The organism is Lacrimispora xylanolytica (assembly GCF_026723765.1).
GTDB lineage: Bacteria > Bacillota > Clostridia > Lachnospirales > Lachnospiraceae > Lacrimispora > Lacrimispora xylanolytica.
This window is the reverse complement of record NZ_CP113524.1, coordinates 1,815,997-1,840,553: the sequence shown is the minus strand read 5'-3', so window position 1 is coordinate 1,840,553 and position 24,557 is coordinate 1,815,997. Positions and strand designations below refer to the sequence as shown.

Sequence of the window (24,557 nt, the reverse complement as noted above, 5' to 3'; positions counted from 1 at the left end):
GAATATCTGACTTTTTTATGAGCCCTCTAAGTTTCTTTTCTTATTGGGCAGTGTTTTCTTCCTCAGACTCCGTTTCACCCTCAGTGGATTCTCCGGTATCGCCTGGTATGGAATCAGGAAGGTTAAAGTCTTCTCCCTCCTGCCTGTTAACGTATTCTTCTGGAGGATTTAAGTATTCATTGGGAATGGGCTGGCCATTTTCCATGGTCGGTGCTGGTGCCGTTGTTTCCTGAGTACCAGTCTCCTGAGTTGCCTCTTGTCCTTCCGTACCCGATTGAGTCTCACTGGTGATTCCTTCCTGTTCCGGAAGCTTTGCTCCATCTCCTGCCGGAGCACCTCCGTTTGTATCTGTATCCGGGAAGATATTTAAATAAGGAAGAATATCCGTCATAATCTTCTGGAATATCTGACTTGCATACGTGCTGTGAGGCTGGTCTTCCACGTGAGGTTCATCTACCACCACATAAACCAGTACCTGGGGATTATCTGCTGGTGCGTATCCGCAGAATGATACAACATAATTCGTCTTGTCACGAGGTATCTTTTCTGCCGTTCCCGTCTTCCCGGCAACCTTATATCCTGCAACTTTGGCAGCACCGCCGGTGCCTCCTTCTGCGTTGACCGTCTTAAACAAGGCTTCATTAATAAATTTGGCGGTTGGCTCAGATACTGTTTCACGAACCAAAACTGGATCCACCTTTTTTATAATCGCTCCCTGCTCGTTTAATATCTGTTTTACGACATGAGGCTCGTAATAGGAACCGCCGTTAATGACGGAACAATACGCCGCCGCCATCTGAATCATTGTAGAGTTGAAATTCTGTCCGAAGGAATTGGTTGCCAGATCCGTTGGACCTGCATTTTCAACGGTATATATATTACTCTTATTATCAGCCTCACCAGGAAGATCAATACCTGTTTTAGATCCAAAACCAAACATCTGCTGATATTTGTAGAATTTGTCCTTGCCAATCTGCTGGGCAATCCTCATCATTACTACGTTACAGGATTTCATAAGTCCCTCTTCTACCGTAATAAGACCATGTCCATATCGGCTGACGCATTTGATTTTATGGCCTCCCACTTCCAGGAACCGATTGCATTCATAGGTCTCGTGTCCTGTGATTGCACCTTCCTCCAAAGCGGCTGATACGGTAAATATCTTTTCTGTTGAGCCTGGTTCAAAACCGTCACTAATGGTGAAATTACGCCAGGTCTGGTTCCAGGCAACCTGAGTTCCCAGTGATATAATCTCCTGATCGCTGTAGTGCTGAGGTACGGTCTCGGCTGTCAGAGGCTCGGCATCCTTATTCTTTCTCTTATAATCAGCAATGGCTTCCTTGATTCCCAGCTCTCTTAACACCTCAGCAGTAAACTCCGGTCTCAAATCACGGGGATTGTTAAGATCAAAGGACTTATCATCTGCCATCGCCAGAACCTCAGCGTTGTTGGGATCCATGACTATGACTCCCACCTTTTTACTGCCCGTCTGCTGTTCCCATTCATTTATGTATTTTTCAACGATTTTCTGTATGTTCACATCAATGGTGGATACGACTGTATTTCCATTCGTGGAGGGTTTAATCACTCGCTCTAAATTGGAATCATCGTTTAGATATCCGTACTCTCTTCCATTGATCCCCATAAGTGTTGTATTATAAAACTGTTCAATTCCTCCGGTTCCTCCCATTCCATCTCCATTGGCGAATCCGATTACTTTGCTGCCCATGGAATTGTAGGGATACACTCTCTTATACTCATCTTCGAACCAGATACCCTTTATGGCCTTCTTTGCTTTCTTCAGTTCTTTGGATTTGTCAGTTTTGTATTTATCATATTTATTTTTATCATCATAGGTAAGCTGCTTGGCATAGAGAACGTATTGTTTGCCCTTCTTCTCCTGGATCAGATTCATGATCTCTGTACGGTCATAACCAAAGCATTCTGTAAGGGCTGTTACCGAAGGCTCTAGAAATGCATCGGGGTCAGACATGATCTGTTTTGGATCAAGGATTAAGTTATAAACTTTCTCACTGGCAGCAAGATACGTTCCATTTCGGTCCAGAATGTCGCCTCGTTTAAAGGGAATTACCCTGCTGTCATATTCCTGCTGAGACAACACGATCTGATTATAATCTTCTTTTTTATGGGTCATCAGATTATAAAGGACCATAACCAATGCAAACAAAGCCAGCGTAATTACAAGAACCGTAATCGCCAGCTTTTCCTGCATATAACGTGGGAATACTTTACTCTTATTATTCCTGTTTTTGTTAGTATTTCGGGATATCCTCATTCTGTCTTACATACTCACTTTCCGTTTTATCATAGTGAAGGATCTGATCTTTATTTGCATAGACCATACCAAGTTCTTCAGTGGCCACCTTATACACATGATCCAAATCAACGGAAGTTTTAATACTCATCTCCAGTGCGTTGTTTTCAGTTCGTAATTTTTCAAGCTTCGCTTCTTGTACCTCAATTCCGTGAATGTTGGTTGTAATTGATGACTGCAGATGCAGATACTTAATGCAGATAAAGAGGGTGCAGACGACAGCAGCCGTCAGCATAAGAACATAGGGTAAATCCATTTGCAGAGCTTTTTCACGATTTCGCCTTACTCTGTGATTGACAGATGTCCGGCGGACTTCATCTGGCGTACGGGCCGGCATGGATGCTGGCATGGCTTTACGGACAGTATTTCCGTGCACGTAAGCAGTATTCCCATAGGAACGCACATTTTTTTTGGCAGCCACTCGAATTTCCTCCCTTAATCTATACGCTCAAATACCCTAAGCTTGGAACTTTTTGAACGCTTATTCTCTTCGATCTCTTCCTCTGTTGGTATGACAGGTTTTCTTGTAATAACCTTGCCTTTGCTTTTCTTACCGCAGACACATACTGGAAAATCCGGTGGACAAATACATGGATTTTCATTTGTCTTAAATCTCGCTTTTACAATCCGGTCTTCCAGAGAGTGGAACGTAATGATAGATAAACGCCCACCTGGATTTAGCAAATCAATCATGGTATCAAGGGACTGACTGAGTACCTCCAGTTCCTTATTGAGTTCAATTCGTATTGCCTGGAATGTGCGCTTGGAAGGATGTCCTCCCACGGCTCTTATCTTTGCAGGAATTGCGTTTTTAATAATCTCTGACAATTCGCCAGTTGTCTTTATAGGCTTTACTTGTCTTTCTCTCACAATATGTTTTGCAATATTTTTTGCAAACTTGTCCTCACCATAATCTCTTATGATCCGGTATAAATCAAATTCGCTGTATTCGTTGATGATATCAGCGGCTGTCTGATCATTCCTCTGATCCATACGCATATCAAGAGGTGCATCTTCTTCTCTATAAGTGAACCCTCTCTCCGGCACATCTAGCTGATGTGAGGATACCCCCAAATCCAGATAGATACCATCCACCTTTTCAATGCCAAGTTCTTTCAGCACTTCTTTTATATTTACATAGTTGCTTCTTACAACTGTTACTTTATCTTTATGGTCCTTGAGCCTTTCCGTAGCTGCTGAAATGGCAGCTGCATCCTGGTCAATTCCGATTAATCTTCCGTGTTCTGACAGGCGTTTGCATACTTCTAAAGCATGTCCTCCACCTCCCAGGGTTCCGTCAACATATATTCCATCTGGTTTTATATTCAGGCTGTCAATGGTCTCATTTAGCAGCACTGACTTGTGTTCAAATATCATATTCCAAGTCCTTCCATAGCTTCCGCAATTTCTTCCATATCATCATAGGTATTGGCTGCTGTCCATGCATCCTTGCTCCAAATCTCGATTCGGCTTCCTACTCCCACTAAAACTGCATCCTTATCAATGCCTGCATGTTCTCTAAGCACTGCTGGAAGAAGAATTCTTCCCTGCTTGTCCACTTCACAGGAGGACGCACCGGCGAGAAAGAATCTGGAGAACTTTCTGGCATTGGTATTGGTCAGCGGCAGGCTTTTTAACTTTTCTTCCAGGGCAGTCCATTCCTTATTATCATACACAAATAAACAGCCGTCCAAGCCCTTCGTCACGACGAATTCTTCTCCAAGCTGTTCTCTGAATTTCGATGGGACTATGAGACGTCCCTTAGCATCGACTGTATGATTGTATTCGCCCATGAACATACCAATCACCTGCTTGTACAAGGTAGAGTGGATTACTTACTTTCCCACCATTTTCTACCACTTTGTACCACTTTCCTCCACTTGTACTTTAATTTTAGTACATTTACCTGGAAATAGCAAGGAGATTTTTGATTATTTTTCAATGATTTCGGTTACAAAGAGCCTGAAATACAAGCTTTACCAATTTTTCCCAAAATTTGACAAGGCTTTTCCATATCACTCGCTTTATCAGAGTTTCTTCATATTATAATGAACATTCTCCGATAAAATATCATGGTAATTATTTGCACAAAAAAAGTGGGAAGGCATCTGGCCTTCCCACTTTCATATAAAATTAATAACCCGCTTCTATATATTGCTCAATTAATTTATCCAGTTCTACACTCCTAAGATAAATAACATCTCCATCATCATGATCAATACTTTTATTCAGTCTTTCCCTAGCTTCTTCAATATTACGGATTAACTCTTCTTTTGAAATCATCATATCATGTTTCTCCTTTGCTCTTTAATCTAATCTGTCTGTGTTGGAAGAAGAGCACAAGAGTAGATACCACTACCAGGATCAATGACAGTGCCTGAGACACCGGAATGCCAGTACCAAAGAATATTAGCTGGTCCGTACGGATTCCTTCTATCCATACTCGTCCTAAGCCATAGCCAAGCAGGTAGATAAGAAACATCTCCCCATCAAACCGTTTGTGTTTGCGGTACCAGAGCATAAAAACAAGCACACAAAGGTTCCACACTGACTCATAAAGAAAAGTGGGATGCACCTGTATATACTCTACACCATTCTCAATGATTAAATGGTTTAACAGTTCCTTTGATATCATATTCTCGTTAACTAGCGCCCTTCTGATTCTCATAGCAAACAGGCCGTCTGTATATCCGCCAAACGCTTCGCAATTAAAGAAGTTTCCCCATCTTCCTATAATTTGCCCGGTTATCAGTCCAAGACATCCAGTGTCCGCCAAGGAAAAGAAGGAAAGTTTCTTCACCCTGGTATAGACGATCAGAGTTAAAGCTGCGCCAATGACACCGCCATAAATAGCCAGCCCCCCTGCTCTCAGGTTCAAAATTTGTAACAGGTCATTTTTATAATTAGCCCAATCGAAAATCACATAGTAAAGTCTGGCACTTATAATAGAAACAACGATAGCATACAGGGCAAAATCCAGATAGATTTCCGGGTCTTGTCCTCTTCGTTTTGCATCTTTAGAAGCAATCCAGAGGCCTGTTAGAATTCCGATCCCAATGATAATCCCGTAGAATGCAATGCGGAACCCAAATATCGAGATACTGTTTCGTAAATGAGCAATGGTAATACCCAAATGCACAAAACTAATATCTGCCGTATTTGCCATTCGTCTTCTCCTTTCGATTTTTCTTTATTTTACCCCGTGAAAACACAAAAATCAAACAGATTCGCCCGACATATTCAACTATTTTTCGACAACAGCAGGGAATCTTATGTTTTTTATCTTTTTTTTTTGCGGATAATATGTTATTCTATATTAGTTGTAAACAAAAATCAACCATGAATATTAACAATATTAGGAAGGTAATTGCTATGAAATTAGGTATTGTCGGATTACCGAACGTAGGTAAAAGCACTTTGTTCAATTCTCTCACAAAGGCTGGGGCAGAATCTGCCAACTATCCGTTCTGTACAATTGATCCAAATGTAGGAGTCGTTCCCGTTCCGGATGCACGCCTGGGTCAGTTGGCTGAACTTTATAATTCTCAGAAAATAATTCCAGCTGCCATTGAGTTTGTGGATATCGCTGGACTTGTAAAAGGAGCATCAAAAGGAGAAGGTCTTGGAAACCAGTTCCTCTCCAACATAAGAGAGGTTGACGCCATCGTCCACGTGGTACGCTGTTTTGAAGACGGCAATGTGATTCACGTTGACGGAAGTGTAGATCCCTTGCGTGATATTGAGACCATTGATTTAGAACTTATCTTTTCCGATCTTGAGATTTTAGACCGCCGTATCGCAAAGTCCACCAAGGGGGCAATGAACGATAAGTCTCTTGCAAAGGAACTGGATATTTTAAAGAGAATCAAGGCCCACTTAGAAGACGGCAATCTGGCAAGAAGCATGGAAATTGACGATGCAGATGAACTTAATTTCGTCTCTACCCTTAATCTTCTTACCTTTAAGCCTGTTATCTTTGCCGCCAACGTTTGCGAAGACGACCTGGCTGATGATGGTGCCACCAATGAGCACGTTGCCAAGGTCAGAGCTTTTGCAGCAGAAAACAACAGCGAGGTTTTTGTCATCTGCGCTCAGATCGAACAGGAAATTGCCGAACTGGAAGAAGATGAGAAAAAGATGTTCCTAGAAGATCTTGGCCTGACTGAGTCCGGACTTGAAAAGCTCATTGGCGCAAGCTACCACCTGCTTGGTCTTATCAGCTATTTAACTGCCGGTCCTATGGAAACAAGAGCCTGGACCATTGAGGAAGGTACCAAAGCACCTCAGGCTGCCGGTAAGATTCATTCTGATTTTGAACGCGGATTTATCCGTGCAGAAGTCGTTAACTTCAAAGATCTTCTGGACTGCAAGAGCTACAATGCAGCAAAAGAAAAAGGACTTGTGCGTTCCGAAGGGAAGGAATATGTGGTTAAGGACGGGGATGTCATCCTTTTCCGCTTCAACGTTTAAAGCTTATCAGCCGGTGCCTGAAAGCACCGGCCTTTCTTTGCCCAAATTAAGACGATTATGTGATATCAAATGTATCTTTATTCTTGCAAACGGTATCCATTATGCTATAATATGACAGGGCAAAAACCTCAACTAATATTAAGACATCAAGTGACAAAGGAGAAGGAGTATTTAAAATGAAAACAATAATTAAAGCAATTGCAGCAGGAGTCTGTATTGCCATGGGAGGAATTATCTATCTGACTCTTGAAAACCGGATTGCTGGTTCTTTTTTATTTTCCATCGGTTTATTTACGATTTATACGTTTGGTTTTAACCTGTATACCGGAAAGATCTGTTATATCGTTCACGAGGGTCCTGCATATCTAAAAGAAGTTCTGCTGGTCTACATAGGCAATCTGATTGGTACCCTTGGTTCCGGTATCATCTTCCGCAATACCAAACTGGAAAAATTAGTGGAGCATGCAACGGAAATTGTAGATTTGAAATTATCCGACACTTTATTCAGCACCTTCGTAATGGCTTTTATGTGCGGAGTGTTGATGTGCATCGCTGTCATTGGCTTTCAGACGATTAAGGACGGCGTAGGCAAGCACCTGGCTCTCATACTTCCTATCATGGTATTTATACTTTCCGGCTTTGAACATAGCATCGCAGACATGTTTTATTTCACAATGGCAGGAGCCTGGAGCACAAAGGCGGTCCTGTATATGCTTGTAATATCTCTTGGAAACCTGGTGGGAGCATGTATGATTCCTCTTTTAAAGAAAACATTCAAGGAAGATTTTCCTTCTTTACACTAAATACGATACAAATCAAAAAAAGGAGCACAGCCATACGGTTTGTGCTCTTTTTGGTCATATTATGCATTTTTTCTCCATATGCTGTGTTTTTTTGTAATCTTAACTTTATTTTAACTCGTTTTATGCTATAATGAAGGCAATAAAACAGCCAGATCAGGAGTTTATATGTTAGTGAAAATAGTCGTAGACAACAATACTTTAGTAGACCAGTTTTATAAAGGGGAGCCTGCCGCAAGTTTTTACATTGAAATTGACGATTTAAGGATCCTATTTGATACCGGATTTTCTGACATAGTTTTATACAATGCAGAAAAAATGGGAATTGATTTGACCAAACTGACCCATATCGTACTTTCCCATGGACACAACGATCATACCAATGGATTGAAATATCTGGATGAAGTCATAGATTTATCCAAGATCACAATCATCTCTCATGCTGGCTGCTTTCACCCAAGGAAAGCAGGAAGCCAAAGCATCGGAGCCCCATTTACCGAGGCTGAACTGTTTGAAAAGACCGAATACATACCATCTGATACCCCGTATTTCTTATCCGATCATTGTGTGTTTTTAGGTGAGATTCCTCAAAAGCATTCGTTTGAACAGAGAAGTCCTTTCGGTAAAGTTATGAGAGAAGGCGAATGGCAGGATGATTATCTCACGGATGACTCTGCCATCGCTTTAAAGACCTCCAAAGGACTATTCCTTATCTCCTCCTGCTCTCACAGCGGCATCTGCAATGCTCTTGATTATGCAAAGGAAGTATGCAAGGAAGATCACGTCGCCGGTGTGCTGGGAGGTTTCCACCTGCTAGATGTAAACGAGCGTTTTGTACAGACTGTGAATCATTTAGAAAGCTGCCAGGTGGACCAGATTTATCCATGTCACTGCATCTCTCTTCTTGCAAAAGCTAAGATGATGGACAAGTTACCGGTACACGAGGTGGGGGTCGGACTGACCATAGAGATTTAACGGAAGGCACAAAAAGGGAGACTCAATTGTCTCCCTTTTATTTATGCCAGATTAGAATATCCCATTAAGTTTTTATCCACCTCTTTGGCTACCTCACGACCTTCCCGGATCGCCCATACAACCAATGACTGGCCTCTGTGCATATCTCCGGCCACAAATACCTTATCCACGTCCGTGCGGTATTTCCCCTTCGGGGTCTCCACATTGCTGCGTTCATTTAATTTAACCCCAAAGGCATCGGCCACATAGCTCTGGGCTCCAAGAAATCCAGCTGCAATGAGAACAAGATCTGCAGGCACTTCCTTTTCGCTTCCAGCTACCGGTTGCATCACGAGCCTTCCGGTCTTCTCATCCATCTTCTGTTCCAGCTTCATTAAGACAGCCTTTATAAGCTTACCGGATTTATCTTTAATAAATTCCTTAACCGTTGTCTGATAGCTTCTTGGATCCTTTCCAAACACTGCGATGGATTCCTCCTGGCCGTAATCGGTTTTTAATACCTTGGGCCACTGAGGCCAGCTATTGTCTGCCGTTCTCTTTTCCGGAAGCCTTGGCATCATCTCCAGCTGGGTGACGGAAGCACAGCCGTGACGTATGGCAGTTCCCACACAGTCATTTCCAGTATCTCCGCCACCGATCACAATGACATGCTTGCCTTTCGCAGAGATATAAAGATTATCCTGAAGATCGGAATCAAGAAGACTTTTGGTGGTAGACTTTAAGAAATCCACTGCAAAGTATATTCCCTGAGCATCTCTTCCCGGAACCTTTAAATCTCTTGGATTGGAGGCTCCGCAAGCCAGAATAATTCGGTCAAAATCCTTTAATAGATCCTTTACCTTGTGATTCTTACCTACATCTGCTCCTGTCACAAAGGTTATGCCTTCCTCTTGCATGATCTTTACCTTACGGTCGATGATATGTTTTTCCAGCTTCATATTAGGAATTCCATACATCAAAAGTCCGCCGATACGATCCTCACGTTCAAATACAGTGACTTTGTGGCCTCTCTTATTTAGCTGATCCGCCGCCGATAAGCCGGCAGGACCGGAGCCAATGACTGCAATTCGTTTGCCTGTGCGGATTTTCGGAGGATTAGGGCCTGCGATCCCCACTTCATATGCCCGCTCAATGATGGCAAATTCATTTTCTTTAATGCTTACCGGATCTCCGTTTAACCCGCAGGTACATGCAGCCTCACAAGGGGCCGGGCATACTCTGGCGGTGAACTCCGGAAAGCTGTTTGTCTTTTTCAGCCTTTTATAGGCTTGCTGCCAATTTCCAGTATAAACAAGCTCATTCCATTCCGGTATCAGATTGTTGATCGGACAGCCGGATACCATTCCTTTGATAATCACTCCGGATTGGCAGAAGGGAACGCCGCAATCCATGCAGCGTGCGCCCTGGCATCTCTGTTCTTTCTCAGAAAGAGGCAGATGGAACTCGTCGTAGTTCTTAATACGAGTCTTGGGGTCTACCGTTTTTCCTGTTTTTCTGTCATATTCTAAAAATCCTGTTGGCTTTCCCATGTTCTACTCCTCCTCATCCTTTTGAATTGGCATAAAATGCTTCAATCTGTGCCTGTTCACTGCTTAATCCCTTTTCCTCCATCTGAACGATGGTATTCATCATGCGTCTGTAATCATGAGGCATGATCTTTTTGAATTTAGGCAGGTACTCTCCAAAATTATCAAGGATTTCTTTTCCTTTTGCGGAATTGGTGTAAGCCACGTGCTCCTTGATCATCTCTTTCAGTTCCAGAACATCATATTTATTTGTAACCTCTTCAAAGGAAACCATTTCCTTGTTAAGTCTCTTATAAAGGTCTGTCTTTTCATCCAGAACATAAGCAATTCCACCGCTCATACCTGCTGCAAAATTCTTTCCGGTAGAGCCAAGGACCACAACACGGCCGCCTGTCATATACTCACAGCCATGGTCGCCTACGCCCTCTACTACGGCTGTTGCACCAGAGTTACGGACACAGAACCGCTCCCCTGCTACGCCGCAGATAAAGGCTTTGCCGCTGGTCGCTCCGTAAAGTGCCACATTACCGATTACGATATTGTCCTCTGCTTTAAACTTAACACCTTGAGGAGGATACACCACCAGCTTGCCGCCGGAAAGTCCTTTTCCGAAATAATCGTTGCTGTCGCCTACAAGCTCCAGGGTAAGGCCCTTTGGTATGAATGCTCCAAAGCTCTGTCCGCCGCTGCCAGTACAGTTAATGGTAAAGGTATCTTCTGCCAGTCCCTCCGGATACAGTCTGGTGATTTCTGACCCAAAGATAGTACCAAGGGCACGGTCTGTATTGGAAACATCAATTTGAAGTCCCTTTTTCTGGCCTGCTAAAAGTGCCTGCTTTAATTTCTTTAAGATGGTCTTTTCATCCATGGTCTTATCCAGTTCAAAGTCATAGATGTGCTTACTGCTGTAGCCTGCAAGCTTCTGGTCTGCATATGGATTGCCTAAAATAGCACTTAAATCCACCTTGCGGGCACGCTCGGAAGAGAGAGCTTCCTTCTTCTTTAAAAGATCCGTTCTACCGACCAGCTCATCTACTGTACGAACGCCAAGCTTTGCCATATACTCTCTAAGCTCTTTGGCGATAAAATACATGAAGTTAACTACATACTCCGGTTTCCCTTTAAATCGCTTACGAAGTTCCGGATTCTGGGTAGCAACCCCTACTGGGCAGGTATCCAGATTGCAGACTCTCATCATAACGCAGCCAAGAGTTACAAGGGGCGCTGTTGCAAATCCAAACTCTTCCGCGCCTAGCATACACGCGATGGCAACATCACGGCCAGTCATAAGCTTTCCATCTGTTTCAAGAATTACCTTATCACGAAGCCCGTTCATGATCAGGGTCTGATGAGCCTCAGCCACACCAAGCTCCCATGGAAGTCCTGCATTGTAAATGGAGTTTCTTGGAGCTGCTCCCGTTCCTCCATCAAAGCCTGAGATAAGAATTACCTGGGCACCTGCCTTGGCAACACCGGCAGCAACCGTACCAACTCCTGCTTCTGAAACAAGCTTTACTGAGATTCTTGCTTCGGTATTGGAGTTTTTAAGGTCATAAATCAGCTGCGCCAAGTCCTCAATGGAGTAAATATCATGATGAGGAGGCGGGGAGATCAGTCCCACACCGGTTGTGGAATGTCTTGTCTTTGCAACCCAGGGATATACCTTCTGTCCCGGAAGCTGTCCGCCCTCGCCTGGTTTCGCACCTTGGGCCATCTTAATCTGGATTTCTTTCGCACTTACTAAATATCTTGAGGTAACACCAAAACGACCGGAGGCAACCTGCTTGATTGCAGAACAGCGGTTTACACCATCAACGCCTGGGTTTAATCGCTCAAGGCTCTCTCCACCCTCACCACTGTTGGATTTTCCGTGAATGCGGTTCATGGCGATAGCCAGAGTCTCATGTGCCTCCTGGGAGATGGAGCCGTAAGACATAGCACCTGTCTTAAACCGTTTTACAATGGAATCCTCACTCTCTACTTCTGTCAGAGGAATTTCTTTTGCCTTGGAATAATCAAGATCCAAAAGACTTCTTAAATTCACCATCTGACCCTCGTTCGTTAAAGCATGGGTGTATTCCTTAAATGTTTCATAGCTTCCTGTCCTGGTGGCTTCCTGAAGAAGATGTATGGTGAGAGGATTGTATAAATGCTCCTCCTGTCCCGCTCTCTCCTTATGGCTTCCCACACTGTCAAGGGTGAGATCCACATCAAGTCCTAAGGGATCAAAGGCTGCTGAATGAAGATCATCTACATCATCTGCGATGTCTTCCAGAGTAATTCCCTCCACACGGCTTACAGTATCTGTGAAGTATTTATCAATCACATTCTTTGAGATACCAACTGCTTCAAAGATCTGGGCTCCCTGATAAGACTGTATGGTGGAAATTCCCATCTTGGATGCGATCTTGACAATTCCGTGAAGAACGGCGGAATTGTAATCTTCCACAGCTGCATAATAATCTTTATCAAGCATTCCGCTTTCAATAAGATAATGAATGGATTCCTGAGCCAGATATGGATTGATGGCACAGGCTCCATAGCCAAGTAAGGTCGCAAAATGATGAACCTCTCTTGGTTCTCCGCTTTCTAAAATTAAGGCCACGGAGGTTCTCTTTTTTGTTTTTACCAAATGCTGCTGTAGCGCAGAAACCGCCAGCAGGGAAGGAATCGGCACATGATTCTCGTCAATGTCACGGTCAGACAGGATGATGATATTTGCCCCATCCCTATGGGCCCGGTCTGCTTCCAGAAACAATCTGTCAATGGCCTTTTCCAGAGAAGTGTTCTTATAATATGTAATCGGGATCACTTCTACCTTAAAGCCAGGCTTCTTCATATGCTTAATCTTTAATAAATCAGTGCAGGTAAGAATGGGATTGCTCACCTTAAGTATTTTGCAGTTTTCTGCTTTTTCTTCCAGAATGTTGCCTTCCTCTCCTACGTAGACCGTAGTGGAGGTAACAATCTCTTCACGAATGGAGTCGATCGGAGGATTGGTAACCTGAGCAAACAACTGCTTAAAGTAATTATATAAAGGCTGATGTTTTTTGCTGAGCACCGCCAGAGGACTGTCTGTACCCATGGCAGAGACGGCTTCAGCCCCATTTAAAGCCATAGGAAGAATCATGGTCTTATACTCTTCATAGGTGTAGCCATAGGTCTTCTGCATTTTGGCCCGCTCGTCACGGCTCATCACAGGAACTCCCTTATTAGGAATCTGGAGATTCTTAAGTTCGATGAGATTAGAATCCAGCCATTCTCCATAAGGTTTACGGGTGGCATAATACTCTTTTAACTGTTCATCTGTAATGAGACAGCCTTTCACCGTATCAATGAGAAGCATTTTACCAGGACGAAGACGTTCCTTTCTCACCACACGGCTCTGGTCAATATCAATGGCACCAACCTCAGAGGCAAGGATCATATGATCGTCATCTGTGATGTAATATCTGGAAGGACGCAGACCGTTACGATCAAGGACAGCTCCCAAAAGATCACCGTCACTAAAGACGATAGAAGCAGGACCATCCCAAGGCTCCATCATGGTAGCGTAGTAACGGTAAAAATCTTTGATTTCCTGAGGCATGGACTTATCATGCTCCCACGGCGCCGGAATTGTTACCATAACGGCGAGAGGAAGATCCATTCCGCTCATGGTCATAAATTCCAGTGCATTATCAAGCATGGCAGAATCGGAGCCTTCCTGATTAATAATAGGAAGTACTTTATGCATGTCGTTCTGGAAGTACTCTGATTCCATATTTTCTTCTCTGGCCATCATCTTATCTACATTTCCGCGAATGGTATTGATCTCGCCGTTGTGTACAATCAGACGGTTGGGATGAGCCCTCATCCAGCTGGGGTTTGTGTTTGTACTAAAACGGGAATGAACCACTGCGATTGCTGACTCGTAATCCTTATCCTGAAGATCCTGAAAGAACTTTCTAAGCTCTTTTACCAGGAACATACCTTTATAAACGATGGTTCTGCTGCTTAAGGAAACAACATAAGTGTTATCATTGCTCTGCTCAAAAACTCTTCTGGACACATAGAGCTTCCGGTCAAAATCCAGTCCCTTATTGATATCAGAAGGTTTTTTTACGAAGCCCTGAGCAAAGTAAGGCATGCAATCGACAGCCTTCTTTCCAATGAGTTCCGGATGAGTAGGCACTTCTCTCCAGCCTAAGAACTGAAGCCCTTCCTTTTCCACAATAATCTCGAACATCTTCTTGGCCTGATTTCTGGCAAGTTCATCCTGAGGAAAGAAAAACATACCAATACCGTATTCTCTTTCTTCTCCGATTTCAATTCCCAGGGTCTTAGCTGCCTTTTTAAAAAACTTATGGGAGATCTGAAGCATGATTCCAACACCGTCGCCAGTCTTTCCTTCTGCATCCTTACCTGCTCTGTGTTCCAGATTTTCTACGATATGTAGTGCCTGTTCAACGGTCTTGTGGGTCTTTTCACCTTTCATATTGGCAACAGCACCAATACCGCAGTTATCATGCTCAAAACGGGAATCATAAAGTCCCGGAGTCACTATTTTGTTTGGGGAGTATAAACTCTTATCCATAATCTCATCCTTTCCCAACTGCCAGTTTTGCTTTCGAGTGTTACAGTGTTACAGTAATTTTAGTTGATAATACTACATTTTTATCACTTTGTAAATGTGTTTTATTTGCTAATTGTCAGATAATTAGATATTTTAGGATTCACAAGATATTATATCAGTTTATTGTAATCTAAATTACATTATTAACTCTTATGCAAGTGCAATTAAGGCCTCTACAGAAGAAAATGGCTGAAATTCCTAATTATATTAAGCTTTTGCCTTCCAAGTTTAAGATAGCTTTTATTTTTTTATAGTTAAAACCATAAATCAGGAAAATTAGCACCCCCATATGCTCCGGGAATACACAAGTAGGTGCTATATAAGACGGTACTTTGCAACAGACGGTATTTTATGCGCCGCCTATGGTGCAGTGCCTTTATTTAATTAAGCAATTGATATCATAGGACGTCGTGCCTATCCCGCCCGGCGGAGCTTTTTTATGTAACAGGGTCTATTTATCGATTACATAAAAAAAGCTCTGGGAATATCTTCCCAGAGCTTTTGCCCGTTTCTTAATAAGCCAAACGATACGATTACATCTCGCCAAGGCCGCTTTCAATTGCCTCAGTCATAGTCTGCATAGCTGCTTCTTCATCTTCGCCATCACAGATTAAAGTGATTTCAGCACCACTTTTAATTCCTGCTGCCATAACGTTTAATACGCTCTTTGCAACAATTCTCTTCTCGCCATACTCAACAATTATATCAGATTTAAACTTCATAGCTGTCTGAGACAGAACTCCTGCTGGTCTTAAGTGAAGTCCGGATGGATTTATTACAGTCAGTGTTTTAGATAACATATCGTTCTCTCCTTTATCCTCAATTTTATATACTCCTTGCTGTTAATTTTATTACAATATCAAGTTTGTGTCAAGCCAAACCCGGCATGTCTTTTTTATTTTGCAAGGCGGTCAATCTTCCTTTCGCTGGGAAAATATACAGCCGCAGTAATCCTGGCGGTATAGCCCGTGTTCCTTTGACAATTCCACCGAACGTTTATAACCATTCTTCTTTTTAAAGTCGGATGGAAGGTAAGAAACCCGGTATTCCCTGGCTAGCTTTTCACCAATTTCATTTAACTTATCTGCATTCTTTAAAGGGCTGATGGACAGTGTGGTAGTGTAGTAATCAAAATGTTCTGCCTGAGCAATTTTAGCCGCCTCCTGGAGGCGCAGCTCATAGCAGCGAAAACACCGTTCTCCACCCTCTGGCTCCTTCTCATAACCCTTTATGATCTGGTAGAACTCCTGAGGCTCATAGGCGCCATTTACGATTGTTACCGGGTGTATAAAGTCCATACCGACAACAAGGCGCTCCTGTTCCTCTACCCGCCTTAAGTATTCTTCCGGTGGGTAAATATTGGGATTATAAAAATAAATCGTTATAGCAAAATACTGGGATAAATACTCCAGTACATAACTGCTGCAGGGTGCACAACAGCTATGTATCAAAAGTCTTGGAACCTTCTTTTCCTCTTCCAGTTCCGCAATGATCTGATCAAGTTCCTTCTGATAATTTCTACGGTTCATAACGTCTCCCTTCGCCATACGAAAACAATGTACGAAAAATGCAAAAAAGGCGTAGAATCTTTCTGCTACGCCTTTTGCTTCTTATAAGAAGTCCCGAATACGCTTGCTGCGTACAGGATTCCTTAACTTTCTAAGAGCCTTTGCCTCAATCTGTCTAATGCGCTCTCGGGTAACATTAAATTCTTTTCCCACTTCTTCCAATGTACGTGGATGGCCGTCTTCCAGACCAAAACGAAGCACAATAACCTGACGCTCTCTCTCTTTTAAATCGCCGAGAAGGGCATCGATATGTTCTCTTAACATCACGGATTCTACGTTGCCTTCCGGAGTTACCACATTGTTGTCCGCTACAAAGTCCCCAAGGTTTGAATCGTCCTCTTCACCAATTGGTGTTTCCAGGGAAGCAGGTTCTCTGGCGATCTGCATGATCTCCATGACCTTATCCTCAGTCATGTCCAATGCTTCCGCAAGTTCAGCCACCGATGGTTCATATCCCAGTTCCAGAGTAAGTTTTCTCTGCATCTTGGACATTTTATTAATGGTCTCAACCATATGCACAGGCACTCGGATCGTTCTTGCCTGGTCTGCAAGCGCTCTGGTTACAGACTGACGTATCCACCAAGTAGCATATGTACTTAATTTATAACCTTTGGTATAGTCAAACTTTTCAACGCCCTTAATAAGACCCAGGTTTCCTTCCTGAACCAAATCAAGAAAACTCATTCCGCGGCCCGTATAGCGCTTTGCAATACTGACCACAAGACGTAAATTTGCTTCGATTAAACGTTCTTTGGCGTCATCGTCGCCATCAGCTTTTCTCTTAGCAAGGCGCAGTTCTTCCTCTGCGTTTAAAAGTGGTACTGTACCGATTTCCTTTAAATACATGCGGACAGGGTCCTCTGTGCCGATGCCTTCAAGCAAATCAATAGCGTCAAGGTCGATATCTTCTTCATCGATGTCCTTTATGAAGCCATCATCAATATCATCGTCTAAAAGAAGATCTTCTGACATGAGCACATCATCAGCCAAAACGGAATCGTCAATGACCGGGACCACGTCAACGCCGCGGTTCTCCAGGTACGTATAAATCTGATCCATCTGCTCTGCAGTCAACTCTTCTCCTATGAAGAAGTTATTAATCTCCGTTACGTCCAAAGCATTCTGCTTTGTTTTTGCAAGATCGACAAGCTTACCCAGCTTCTCTAAAAAATTTTCCTTTTCCACTTAATAACGTCCTTTCGCTAAGAAGTATACATAAAGCCCACACAACATTTCATTATATACTACCATGCTTCATATTTCAACATATTTCTTTTGTAAAAGCAGAATTATTGCTTTTTTTGCGGATTTCTCAAAATCCGGATTTGTTTCTTCAAATTAAAAATTTCAACTTCCCTTCTGGATCCTCCAAACTCACCATCAAGGACCCAGTCGATGGGCTCTTCAGGGAATATCTTGATACAACTAGTCCGTAGCTTGTGGACGTATTCGTTAGGTTCTTCTTTGAGAAACATATAATTAATGATATTGGTAAAATCAAGAGGTGTTTTGGGAGTTCGGATCAAAAGAACCTCAAACTCTCCGTCATTTAAAGCCACATCCTGTGTGACCAGCCCTTTAAAGCCTCCAACGCTTATGGTATTGGTAATCATGCCGAAGATAAAATCCCCCTCTAAAACGGTAGAATCGCATTCGACACGAAGTACATAAGACTTGATGGAAGCAAGACTTTTCATTCCCTCCATGATATATGCCTGGTGTCCCAGAACATTTTTAAAATCCTGAGGTGTTAAATAGGCAACTTCAGTAAACGCCCCAAAAGCTGCAATGTACACAAAGTGCCTGTCCCTGCAGAAGCAGCCAATATCAATGGGGTAAGGTACACCTGAAACAACCGTTCTGGCAGCCGTTATCATGTTTTTTGATATCTTAAGACTGGAAGCAAAATCATTGGTGGAACCAGCAGGTATATAACCAAGCCTTGGAATCTTATCAAGCTTCATCAGTCCGTTGATGGTCTCATTTAAAGTGCCATCCCCACCGCTGCAAACCACCAGGTCCATTGATTTTCCAAAGGCGGCTGCCGCCTCGGATGCATCTTTCGGCCCCTGGGTCACATGCACCTGAAGCTCATACCCTGCTTTCGTAAAGATATCAAGAATTTCCATTAATTTGTTTTTGATCTGCGCCTTGCCGGATCGCGGATTAAATATAAAAAGCATCTTTTTCATTATAATCACCTGACCAACTTTGTATACGCCTTAAAAGCACCTGGCAGAGAATAAGTTTTTTTGATTTCTTCCGGAGTGACCCATAAATAGTCACCGCCTGGCATTTCTTCTAACTCAATTCGGTATGCCGTCATATTCCATTCCACGTGGCTGAATATATGTCTGGAAGGAGGAAGCTCTTTAATGTTTCCTTCCTTTACCTGTAAATAGGAAAGAAGCTGAGCTTCATCAAGGTGACCCTCTGCATTAGGAAATTCATACAGAGAAGCCAAAAGCCCGGTTCCCTCTCGTTTCCTTATGGCAACCCGGCCTTTTAGCCACAGCAGCATAACAGTTTTATCCTCAGATTTCCTCGGCTTCTTCGGTGTCTTCACCGGTATCACTCCAGTTAAATCCTTCTCTCTTGCAACGCAAAGTGAGCTTAAAGGACACCGGTCACAAAGAGGAGCTCCATTGGGAATACAGACCACTGCACCAATCTCAATCAGTCCCTGATTATAAGAACTGGCTGCCTCCTTTGGCATTACTGCTTTTAATTTTTCTTCTATGCCAGACTTAACTGACTGCTTTAGAATGTCTTCTTTGCTTCCTATGACCCTTGAAATCACCCGAAGTACATTCCCATCCACAGCAGGAACCGGAATTCCAAAGGCTATAGAAGCAATGGCTCCAGCTGTATAGGACCCAATTCCAGGAAGCTTTTTTAGCTCCTCATAGGACGCAGGGAGTTCTCCCCCATACTGTTCTACGAGAAGCTTGGCTGCTTTCTTTAAATTCTTCGCCCTGCTATAATAGCCAAGGCCTTCCCACAGCTTTAAAAGTTCGTCCTCCGAAACCTCTGAAAGGTCACCAATACACGGCAGCGCTTCCATAAAACGGGCGAAGTAAGGCTTTACAGCCTCTACCCGGGTCTGCTGCAGCATAATTTCGGAAATCCATACCCGATAGGGCTTAGGATCTTCTCTCCAGGGAAGAATCCTTCGATGTTCTTCATACCAGGATAGAAGGGGACGTTCCATTGCCTTTAAACGGTTTTGATCGTCAAGCGCCTCGCCCCGTGGTTTTAGGGTCTGCAGCTTATCATATAGCGAATGCTTCATTTCTATACATATCCATAGAGTCCCCGGACGGATACTTCACCAGAGATCACATGTTTTACCTCTCCTGACTGCATTTCAACAAGAAGCTCTCCCTTCTCGTTGATTCCCAAAGCTTTTCCAGTATAATCACCGGCATGATCAAGAATCTTTACTTCTTTGCCTGCATTGATCATACAGCTATTATAGACACTTATTAGCCCGGATAAATCACCCTGGCTGATAAATTCTTCATAATATCGTTCAAAAGCTTCTAAAACGGAGGCGATCAGAGAACTTCTTCTCACCTTTTTTCCGGTTTCCAGATATAGAGAAGTTGCCATAGAAGAAACCTCCTGGGGAAATACCTCCATATTCACATTAATGCCAATGCCTGCTACCACGTAGTGAATTCCTTCCAGTTCTGCACTCATCTCAGTCAGAATTCCACACAGCTTTTTCCCGTTGGCAACAATATCATTGGGCCACTTGATAAAAGCTTCCAATCCGGTCTCTTGTCTGATTCCTTCATGAACCGCCAAAGCAGCCACTAAAGTAAGCATGGAAGCAGATCCCGGCAGAATGTCTGGTCTTAGGATCAAGCTCATAAATACATTGGTACCAGAAGGAGAAACCCATTCTTTTCCTCTTCTGCCTCTTCCTGCTATCTGACAATCCGAAACCACAAGCGTTCCAGACTGCGCGCCTTCCTCAGCCAGGCGCTTAGCTCTTATATTGGTGGAATCAATGGCATCGTGATATTCCACCACTCTGCCAAATTTCCCCCGGATACAACTTTCAATCTCCGTTTTCGTCATTATATCACAGGAATCGATGAAATGGTACCCTTTATTTCGAACCGCTTCAATTTTATAGCCTTCTTCCTCCAATTGCCGGATTACTTTCCATATGGCTGTTCTGGAAACACCAAAGCGTTCGCAAAGCTCCTGTCCTGAAAGATAGCCTTCGCTTTCCTTCAGAAGCTTTAATATTTCTGTTTTCAAACTCCTCACCCCCGCCATATACTTACTGCGCTGACAACGGATAGAGCAAAAAGGCAAACTCCGAAAAGAGTTGCTGCAATGGCTGCTGCTTTTTTCTTTTTCTCTCTGCCGCTTAACCGAATCTTGTAGATTCCGTGAATGAGATTAAGCGCTCCGGCAAGAAAAAAGATGACCGGCAGCAATACCATGTGTTCTTCTGGGTTTAAAAATGAAATAACTGACAGCACTACAATCAGGATACCGACTACAATGTGGACAAGATCCACAATCATAGAGGCATTTCTTAAGTTTCTTCCTCGTTCCTGTATATACATCTTACTCTCCTAAGGTCGCAACCATAACCGCCTTAATGGTATGCATTCTATTTTCTGCTTCGTCAAATACTACCGATGCGCCGGATTCAAATACATCCTCTGTCACTTCATATCCCTTGACAGCCGGCAGGCAGTGCATAAAGATGGTAGTATCCTTGCCTGTTTGTTTCATAAGTTCCTGGTTTACCTGATAAGGCTTCAAGATGGAAATTCTCTCAGCTGCCTTATCTTCTTCACCCATGGAGCACCACACATCCGTGTAAATAACGTCTCCATCCTTTGCAGCGGCGCAATCCTCTGTTATAGTGATCGTACTTCCGCTTTCCTTTGCATATCCCTGGCACAGCTCCACCAGTTCTTCCCCTGGCCACAGACTTTTCGGCGCCAGAATGGTAAAATGAACTCCCATCTTACTCATTCCAATCATCAGACTGTTTGCCATATTATTACGTCCATCACCTGCATATACAAAATGAAGGCCTTTTAAATATCCAAAATGTTCTTTCATGGTCAGAAGGTCTGCAAGTATCTGGGTCGGATGATCATCATCTGTCAGTCCGTTCCAAACAGGCACACCTGCATATTTAGCCAGATCTTCTACTGTTTTATGCTTAAATCCACGAAACTCAATTCCATCAAAAACTCGTCCAAGGACTCTGGCTGTATCCTCCACGCTTTCCTTATGTCCAAGCTGGATATCATCCTTACCTAAATACTCCGGATGGGCACCTTCATCAACGGCAGCCACTACAAAGGAACATCTGGTACGGGTAGAGGGCTTTTCAAAGATCAATGCAATATTTTTCCCTTTTAAGGAGCTTCCTGTGATGCCCTGCTTCTTTTTTGCCTTTAAATCCGCTGACAGATCCAATAAATATGCAATCTCCTCTGGTGTATAATCTTTTAATGTGATAAAACTTCTTCCCTTTAAGTTCATGGCGCTTCCTCCGTGATATGTTGTATTTTTATACATCATTATAGTATATCATGCATAAACATGCAACACATTTTTATAAAAGAGGCTATAAAACGGGATTTTGTTCTTCCTGCAATTTTATTTTTCTTTTTATTTCGTCAAAAAGGCTTTCCACGGTATAGATCTGGAAGCGTTTTACCTTTAGACGTCTGGCCATATCTTCCAAAAGCGCCAGGTACATGTCCTTATAATCCCAATCCGTTTTCAGCTTAAAATCAGCTGCCAGCTTGGGAAACAGTTTCTCTGTAAAAGTTCTGTATCCGGTTAAGGTTTCCATCCCCTCTTCGGTCACAATATCCTTAATATAGTATTTTAACAGCTCCAGTTCAGACATCATACGGTCAAAATAATAAGGCTCTGAATTAGGTGCGTCAATGTAATAGACCTTGCCGCAAAGCCCATACAAAAGTCTCTGGGCGTCATAATATCCTAAGGTCATATTCTTTCTTGCAAGGCGCTTGTCAAACTCAAGGATTCCTCCTAAGTCCTGCCTGGGAGCGATGTGAGACACAGTGACATTTTCCGGTATTTTGACTACCCGCTCCTTATCAAAGCCCCAGCCATAGATACGTATGACGATTATATCCTGATATCCGTGATCTAAAAGAACGTTGATGGGAACATTGTTGAATCCGCCGCCATCGATATATTTCTTTCCATTCAGCTTCTCATTTTTAAAAGCAAGAAAATTAGCACTTGCCAGAAGCATATCCTTTACCGTGCCAATCTCGCTGGTCCTCACATCTACGGCCAGCTCTTTTCTGTCTGATACCGAATATGTTACCGCAAAAAGCTCTCTGCAGGAGTTGCGGATCTCCCCTTCGTCTCCCACTACCTCTGAAATCAGATTCTTTAAAGGTGTAACATCAAATCCTCCGTCCTTAAAAAACTGCAGTCCGCTGTTAATAAGTTCGGTGAGACCTAATGATTTGAAATTCTTGTTCTTTAGTGCTTTTATGGTATCATCGCTGACTGCCATGACCTTGGAATAATCAATGTTCTTCCAGATTTCTTCCGCCCGCTCTAAGTTATCCATACAGATCAGTGCGCCATTTAAAGCGCCTACGGATACCCCTGCGATACCTTTTATCTTTACTCCGGCTTCTTTTAGTGCCTTCCAGGCTCCAATCTGATAAGCACCCTTAGCGCCGCCGCCTTCCAGTACAAGTCCATACTCCTTATCCAAATCCAGTTTCAGTTCCATAAGACCTCCTCAAACCTTCCTTTGACTGAAAAACGCAGCAAGAAGCATTGCGCCCCCTGCTGCGGTAATTTAAAAATCCAATTATTCCATATCCTTAGGAATCTCTGTAATGGAAGAAACAAGTCCTGCCAATCCCTGAATCTCAGACGGGATAATGATTTTCGTTGCCTTTCCGTCAGCAGCTGCCTTAAATGCCTCAAGGCTCTTTATCACCAGTACAGAACGGTCAGCTCCTGCCTCTTTAATCATGCGGATACCATCAGCGGTAGCCTGCTGAACCTTTAAGATCGCTTCTGCCTCACCTTCTGCTTCACGGACTCTCTTTTCTCTTTCCGCTTCCGCTTTAAGAATTGCTGCCTGCTTTTCAGCCTCAGCATAGAGAATTGAAGATTCCTTATTACCCTCTGCAACTAAGACAGTGGATTTCTTTTCACCTTCTGCCCTTAAGATAGCTTCACGACGCTCACGCTCTGCCTTCATCTGCTTTTCCATGGCATCCTGAATGGCAGCCGGAGGCATAATGTTCTTAAGCTCTACTCGGTTTACTTTAATCCCCCATGGGTCAGTAGCAATATCAAGTGTTTCTCTCATCTTTGCATTGATGGTCTCTCTGGAAGTCAGAGTCTGGTCAAGCTCCAGATCACCAATGATATTACGAAGGGTGGTAGCTGTCAGATTTTCAATGGCCATAATAGGATTTTCCACTCCATAAGCATAAAGCTTAGGATCTGTAATCTGGAAAAATACTACCGTATCAATTCTCATGGTAACGTTATCCTTTGTAATTACAGGCTGTGGCGGGAAATCAGCTACCTGTTCCTTTAAATTCACACGCTTTGCCACACGGTCAATGATTGGCAGCTTAATGTGCACACCTACTGTCCATGTCTCTAAAAATGCTCCCAAACGTTCTACAACTAAAGCCTGAGCCTGTGGCACGATACGCACACATGAGGCCAGTAATACCAGAATAATAATCAGTACAATAATTACTAATGCAAAACCTAACATACTTATGTTTCCTCCTCTTCCTTACTTACAATCAACTTAACACCTCGGATATCCTTTACTTCCACCATTGTTCCCACAGGATAAATACTATCATCCTTAAGCGCCCTTGCAGTCCATTCCTGACCGTTAAGTAAAACAGCCCCTTTTGCCTCGATGTTATTGATTTCGGCAGTGACTCTTGCATGCTTACCGATAAGGCTGTCAATATTCGTCTTTACGGTGTTTTTGTTTACATACCGCAGTGCAAATGGTCTGGTGAAAAACAAAAGAACAAAGGACACGATTACAAATGCTGCCAGCTGAACCTGTACATTCACACCGAATAAGGCCAGCAAAAATGCAATCAATGCTCCCCCTGCAAACCAGATGGTGGTAAGAGCCATGGTAACTGCTTCTATTCCTAAAAGCACCACGAAGGCAATCAACCAATAGATCGCTTCCATATTATCATTCCCCTTCCCTGCCGGTTACGGCAAATCTGTCTGTGTCAC

Annotated in this window: 22 protein-coding genes; 3 read left to right on the top strand and 19 right to left on the bottom strand. The window is 43.2% G+C overall.

Going from position 1 to position 24,557, the window contains the following annotated elements; genetic code table 11:
- Positions 1-40: 40 nt before the first annotated feature.
- From OW255_RS08650 to lgt, 6 genes are all read right to left on the bottom strand, one after another.
- A complete protein-coding gene (locus OW255_RS08650; RefSeq protein ID WP_331485827.1) occupies positions 41-2,233 on the bottom strand; it encodes a peptidoglycan D,D-transpeptidase FtsI family protein in 2,193 nt (730 codons plus the stop codon).
- 40 nt (positions 2,234-2,273) lie between these two features.
- Positions 2,274-2,756: an FtsB/FtsL family cell division protein gene (locus tag OW255_RS08645; protein WP_024836314.1), complete on the bottom strand. Its 483-nt coding sequence runs from the start codon at positions 2,754-2,756 to the stop codon at positions 2,274-2,276.
- Positions 2,757-2,770: 14 nt separating this feature from the next.
- A complete protein-coding gene (gene rsmH / locus OW255_RS08640) occupies positions 2,771-3,712 on the bottom strand; it encodes a 16S rRNA (cytosine(1402)-N(4))-methyltransferase RsmH (RefSeq protein WP_024836315.1) in 942 nt (313 codons plus the stop codon).
- Positions 3,709-4,134 (bottom strand): division/cell wall cluster transcriptional repressor MraZ, encoded by a 426-nt coding sequence (gene mraZ, locus OW255_RS08635; protein ID WP_024836316.1) that lies wholly within the window; start codon positions 4,132-4,134, stop codon positions 3,709-3,711. The genes rsmH and mraZ overlap by 4 nt, the downstream gene beginning before the upstream one ends.
- Positions 4,135-4,468: 334 nt before the next feature.
- A complete protein-coding gene (locus tag OW255_RS08630) occupies positions 4,469-4,621 on the bottom strand; it encodes a Spo0E family sporulation regulatory protein-aspartic acid phosphatase (RefSeq protein ID WP_242842191.1) in 153 nt (50 codons plus the stop codon).
- Between the two features lies 1 nt (position 4,622).
- Positions 4,623-5,501, bottom strand: coding sequence for a prolipoprotein diacylglyceryl transferase (gene lgt / locus OW255_RS08625; protein WP_268116369.1), 879 nt, complete (start codon positions 5,499-5,501; stop codon positions 4,623-4,625).
- Between the two features lie 206 nt (positions 5,502-5,707).
- Here lgt and ychF point away from each other — a divergent pair, with 206 nt between their 5' ends.
- The 3 genes from ychF (at position 5,708) to OW255_RS08610 (ending at position 8,580) form a co-directional block, all read left to right on the top strand.
- On the top strand, positions 5,708-6,805 hold the full coding sequence (gene ychF, locus OW255_RS08620; protein WP_024836318.1) for a redox-regulated ATPase YchF: 1,098 nt from the start codon (positions 5,708-5,710) through the stop codon (positions 6,803-6,805).
- A 176-nt stretch (positions 6,806-6,981) separates the two neighbouring features.
- Positions 6,982-7,608 carry a formate/nitrite transporter family protein gene (locus OW255_RS08615; protein ID WP_024836319.1) on the top strand — a complete coding sequence of 209 codons (627 nt, stop codon included), beginning with the start codon at positions 6,982-6,984 and terminating at the stop codon, positions 7,606-7,608.
- Positions 7,609-7,773: 165 nt separating this feature from the next.
- A complete protein-coding gene (locus OW255_RS08610) occupies positions 7,774-8,580 on the top strand; it encodes an MBL fold metallo-hydrolase (protein WP_268116368.1) in 807 nt (268 codons plus the stop codon).
- 41 nt (positions 8,581-8,621) lie between these two features.
- Here the strand turns inward: OW255_RS08610 and OW255_RS08605 are convergent, their stop codons facing one another.
- The 13 genes from OW255_RS08605 to OW255_RS08545 form a co-directional block, all read right to left on the bottom strand.
- Positions 8,622-10,109 carry a glutamate synthase subunit beta gene (locus tag OW255_RS08605; RefSeq protein ID WP_268116367.1) on the bottom strand — a complete coding sequence of 496 codons (1,488 nt, stop codon included), beginning with the start codon at positions 10,107-10,109 and terminating at the stop codon, positions 8,622-8,624.
- A gap of 13 nt (positions 10,110-10,122) precedes the next feature.
- Complete coding sequence (gene gltB / locus OW255_RS08600; protein WP_024836322.1) at positions 10,123-14,682, bottom strand: glutamate synthase large subunit; 4,560 nt, start codon at positions 14,680-14,682, stop codon at positions 10,123-10,125.
- Positions 14,683-15,254: 572 nt separating this feature from the next.
- Positions 15,255-15,521 carry an HPr family phosphocarrier protein gene (locus OW255_RS08595; RefSeq protein ID WP_024836323.1) on the bottom strand — a complete coding sequence of 89 codons (267 nt, stop codon included), beginning with the start codon at positions 15,519-15,521 and terminating at the stop codon, positions 15,255-15,257.
- Between the two features lie 111 nt (positions 15,522-15,632).
- A complete protein-coding gene (locus tag OW255_RS08590) occupies positions 15,633-16,250 on the bottom strand; it encodes an epoxyqueuosine reductase QueH (RefSeq protein WP_268116366.1) in 618 nt (205 codons plus the stop codon).
- 81 nt (positions 16,251-16,331) lie between these two features.
- Positions 16,332-17,474, bottom strand: a complete 1,143-nt coding sequence (gene rpoD / locus OW255_RS08585; protein ID WP_024836325.1) for an RNA polymerase sigma factor RpoD — start codon at positions 17,472-17,474, stop codon at positions 16,332-16,334.
- 104 nt (positions 17,475-17,578) lie between these two features.
- On the bottom strand, positions 17,579-18,481 hold the full coding sequence (locus tag OW255_RS08580; RefSeq protein ID WP_024836326.1) for a diacylglycerol/lipid kinase family protein: 903 nt from the start codon (positions 18,479-18,481) through the stop codon (positions 17,579-17,581).
- 5 nt (positions 18,482-18,486) lie between these two features.
- Entirely contained in the window at positions 18,487-19,581 is a 1,095-nt protein-coding gene (gene mutY / locus OW255_RS08575; RefSeq protein WP_331485826.1) for an A/G-specific adenine glycosylase, read from the bottom strand.
- 2 nt (positions 19,582-19,583) lie between these two features.
- Positions 19,584-20,561 carry a biotin--[acetyl-CoA-carboxylase] ligase gene (locus OW255_RS08570; protein ID WP_268116365.1) on the bottom strand — a complete coding sequence of 326 codons (978 nt, stop codon included), beginning with the start codon at positions 20,559-20,561 and terminating at the stop codon, positions 19,584-19,586.
- 5 nt (positions 20,562-20,566) lie between these two features.
- A complete protein-coding gene (locus OW255_RS08565; RefSeq protein ID WP_034598059.1) occupies positions 20,567-20,875 on the bottom strand; it encodes a DUF6637 family protein in 309 nt (102 codons plus the stop codon).
- Between the two features lies 1 nt (position 20,876).
- Positions 20,877-21,812, bottom strand: coding sequence for an ornithine carbamoyltransferase (gene argF / locus OW255_RS08560; RefSeq protein ID WP_024836330.1), 936 nt, complete (start codon positions 21,810-21,812; stop codon positions 20,877-20,879).
- Positions 21,813-21,897: 85 nt separating this feature from the next.
- Complete coding sequence (locus OW255_RS08555; RefSeq protein WP_024836331.1) at positions 21,898-23,055, bottom strand: patatin-like phospholipase family protein; 1,158 nt, start codon at positions 23,053-23,055, stop codon at positions 21,898-21,900.
- A gap of 81 nt (positions 23,056-23,136) precedes the next feature.
- The gene (locus tag OW255_RS08550) at positions 23,137-24,066 is read right to left on the bottom strand and encodes an SPFH domain-containing protein (protein WP_268116364.1); all 930 of its coding nucleotides are present in this window, start codon (positions 24,064-24,066) and stop codon (positions 23,137-23,139) included.
- Positions 24,067-24,068: 2 nt separating this feature from the next.
- Positions 24,069-24,509 (bottom strand): NfeD family protein, encoded by a 441-nt coding sequence (locus OW255_RS08545; protein WP_024836333.1) that lies wholly within the window; start codon positions 24,507-24,509, stop codon positions 24,069-24,071.
- Positions 24,510-24,557: the final 48 nt, after the last annotated feature.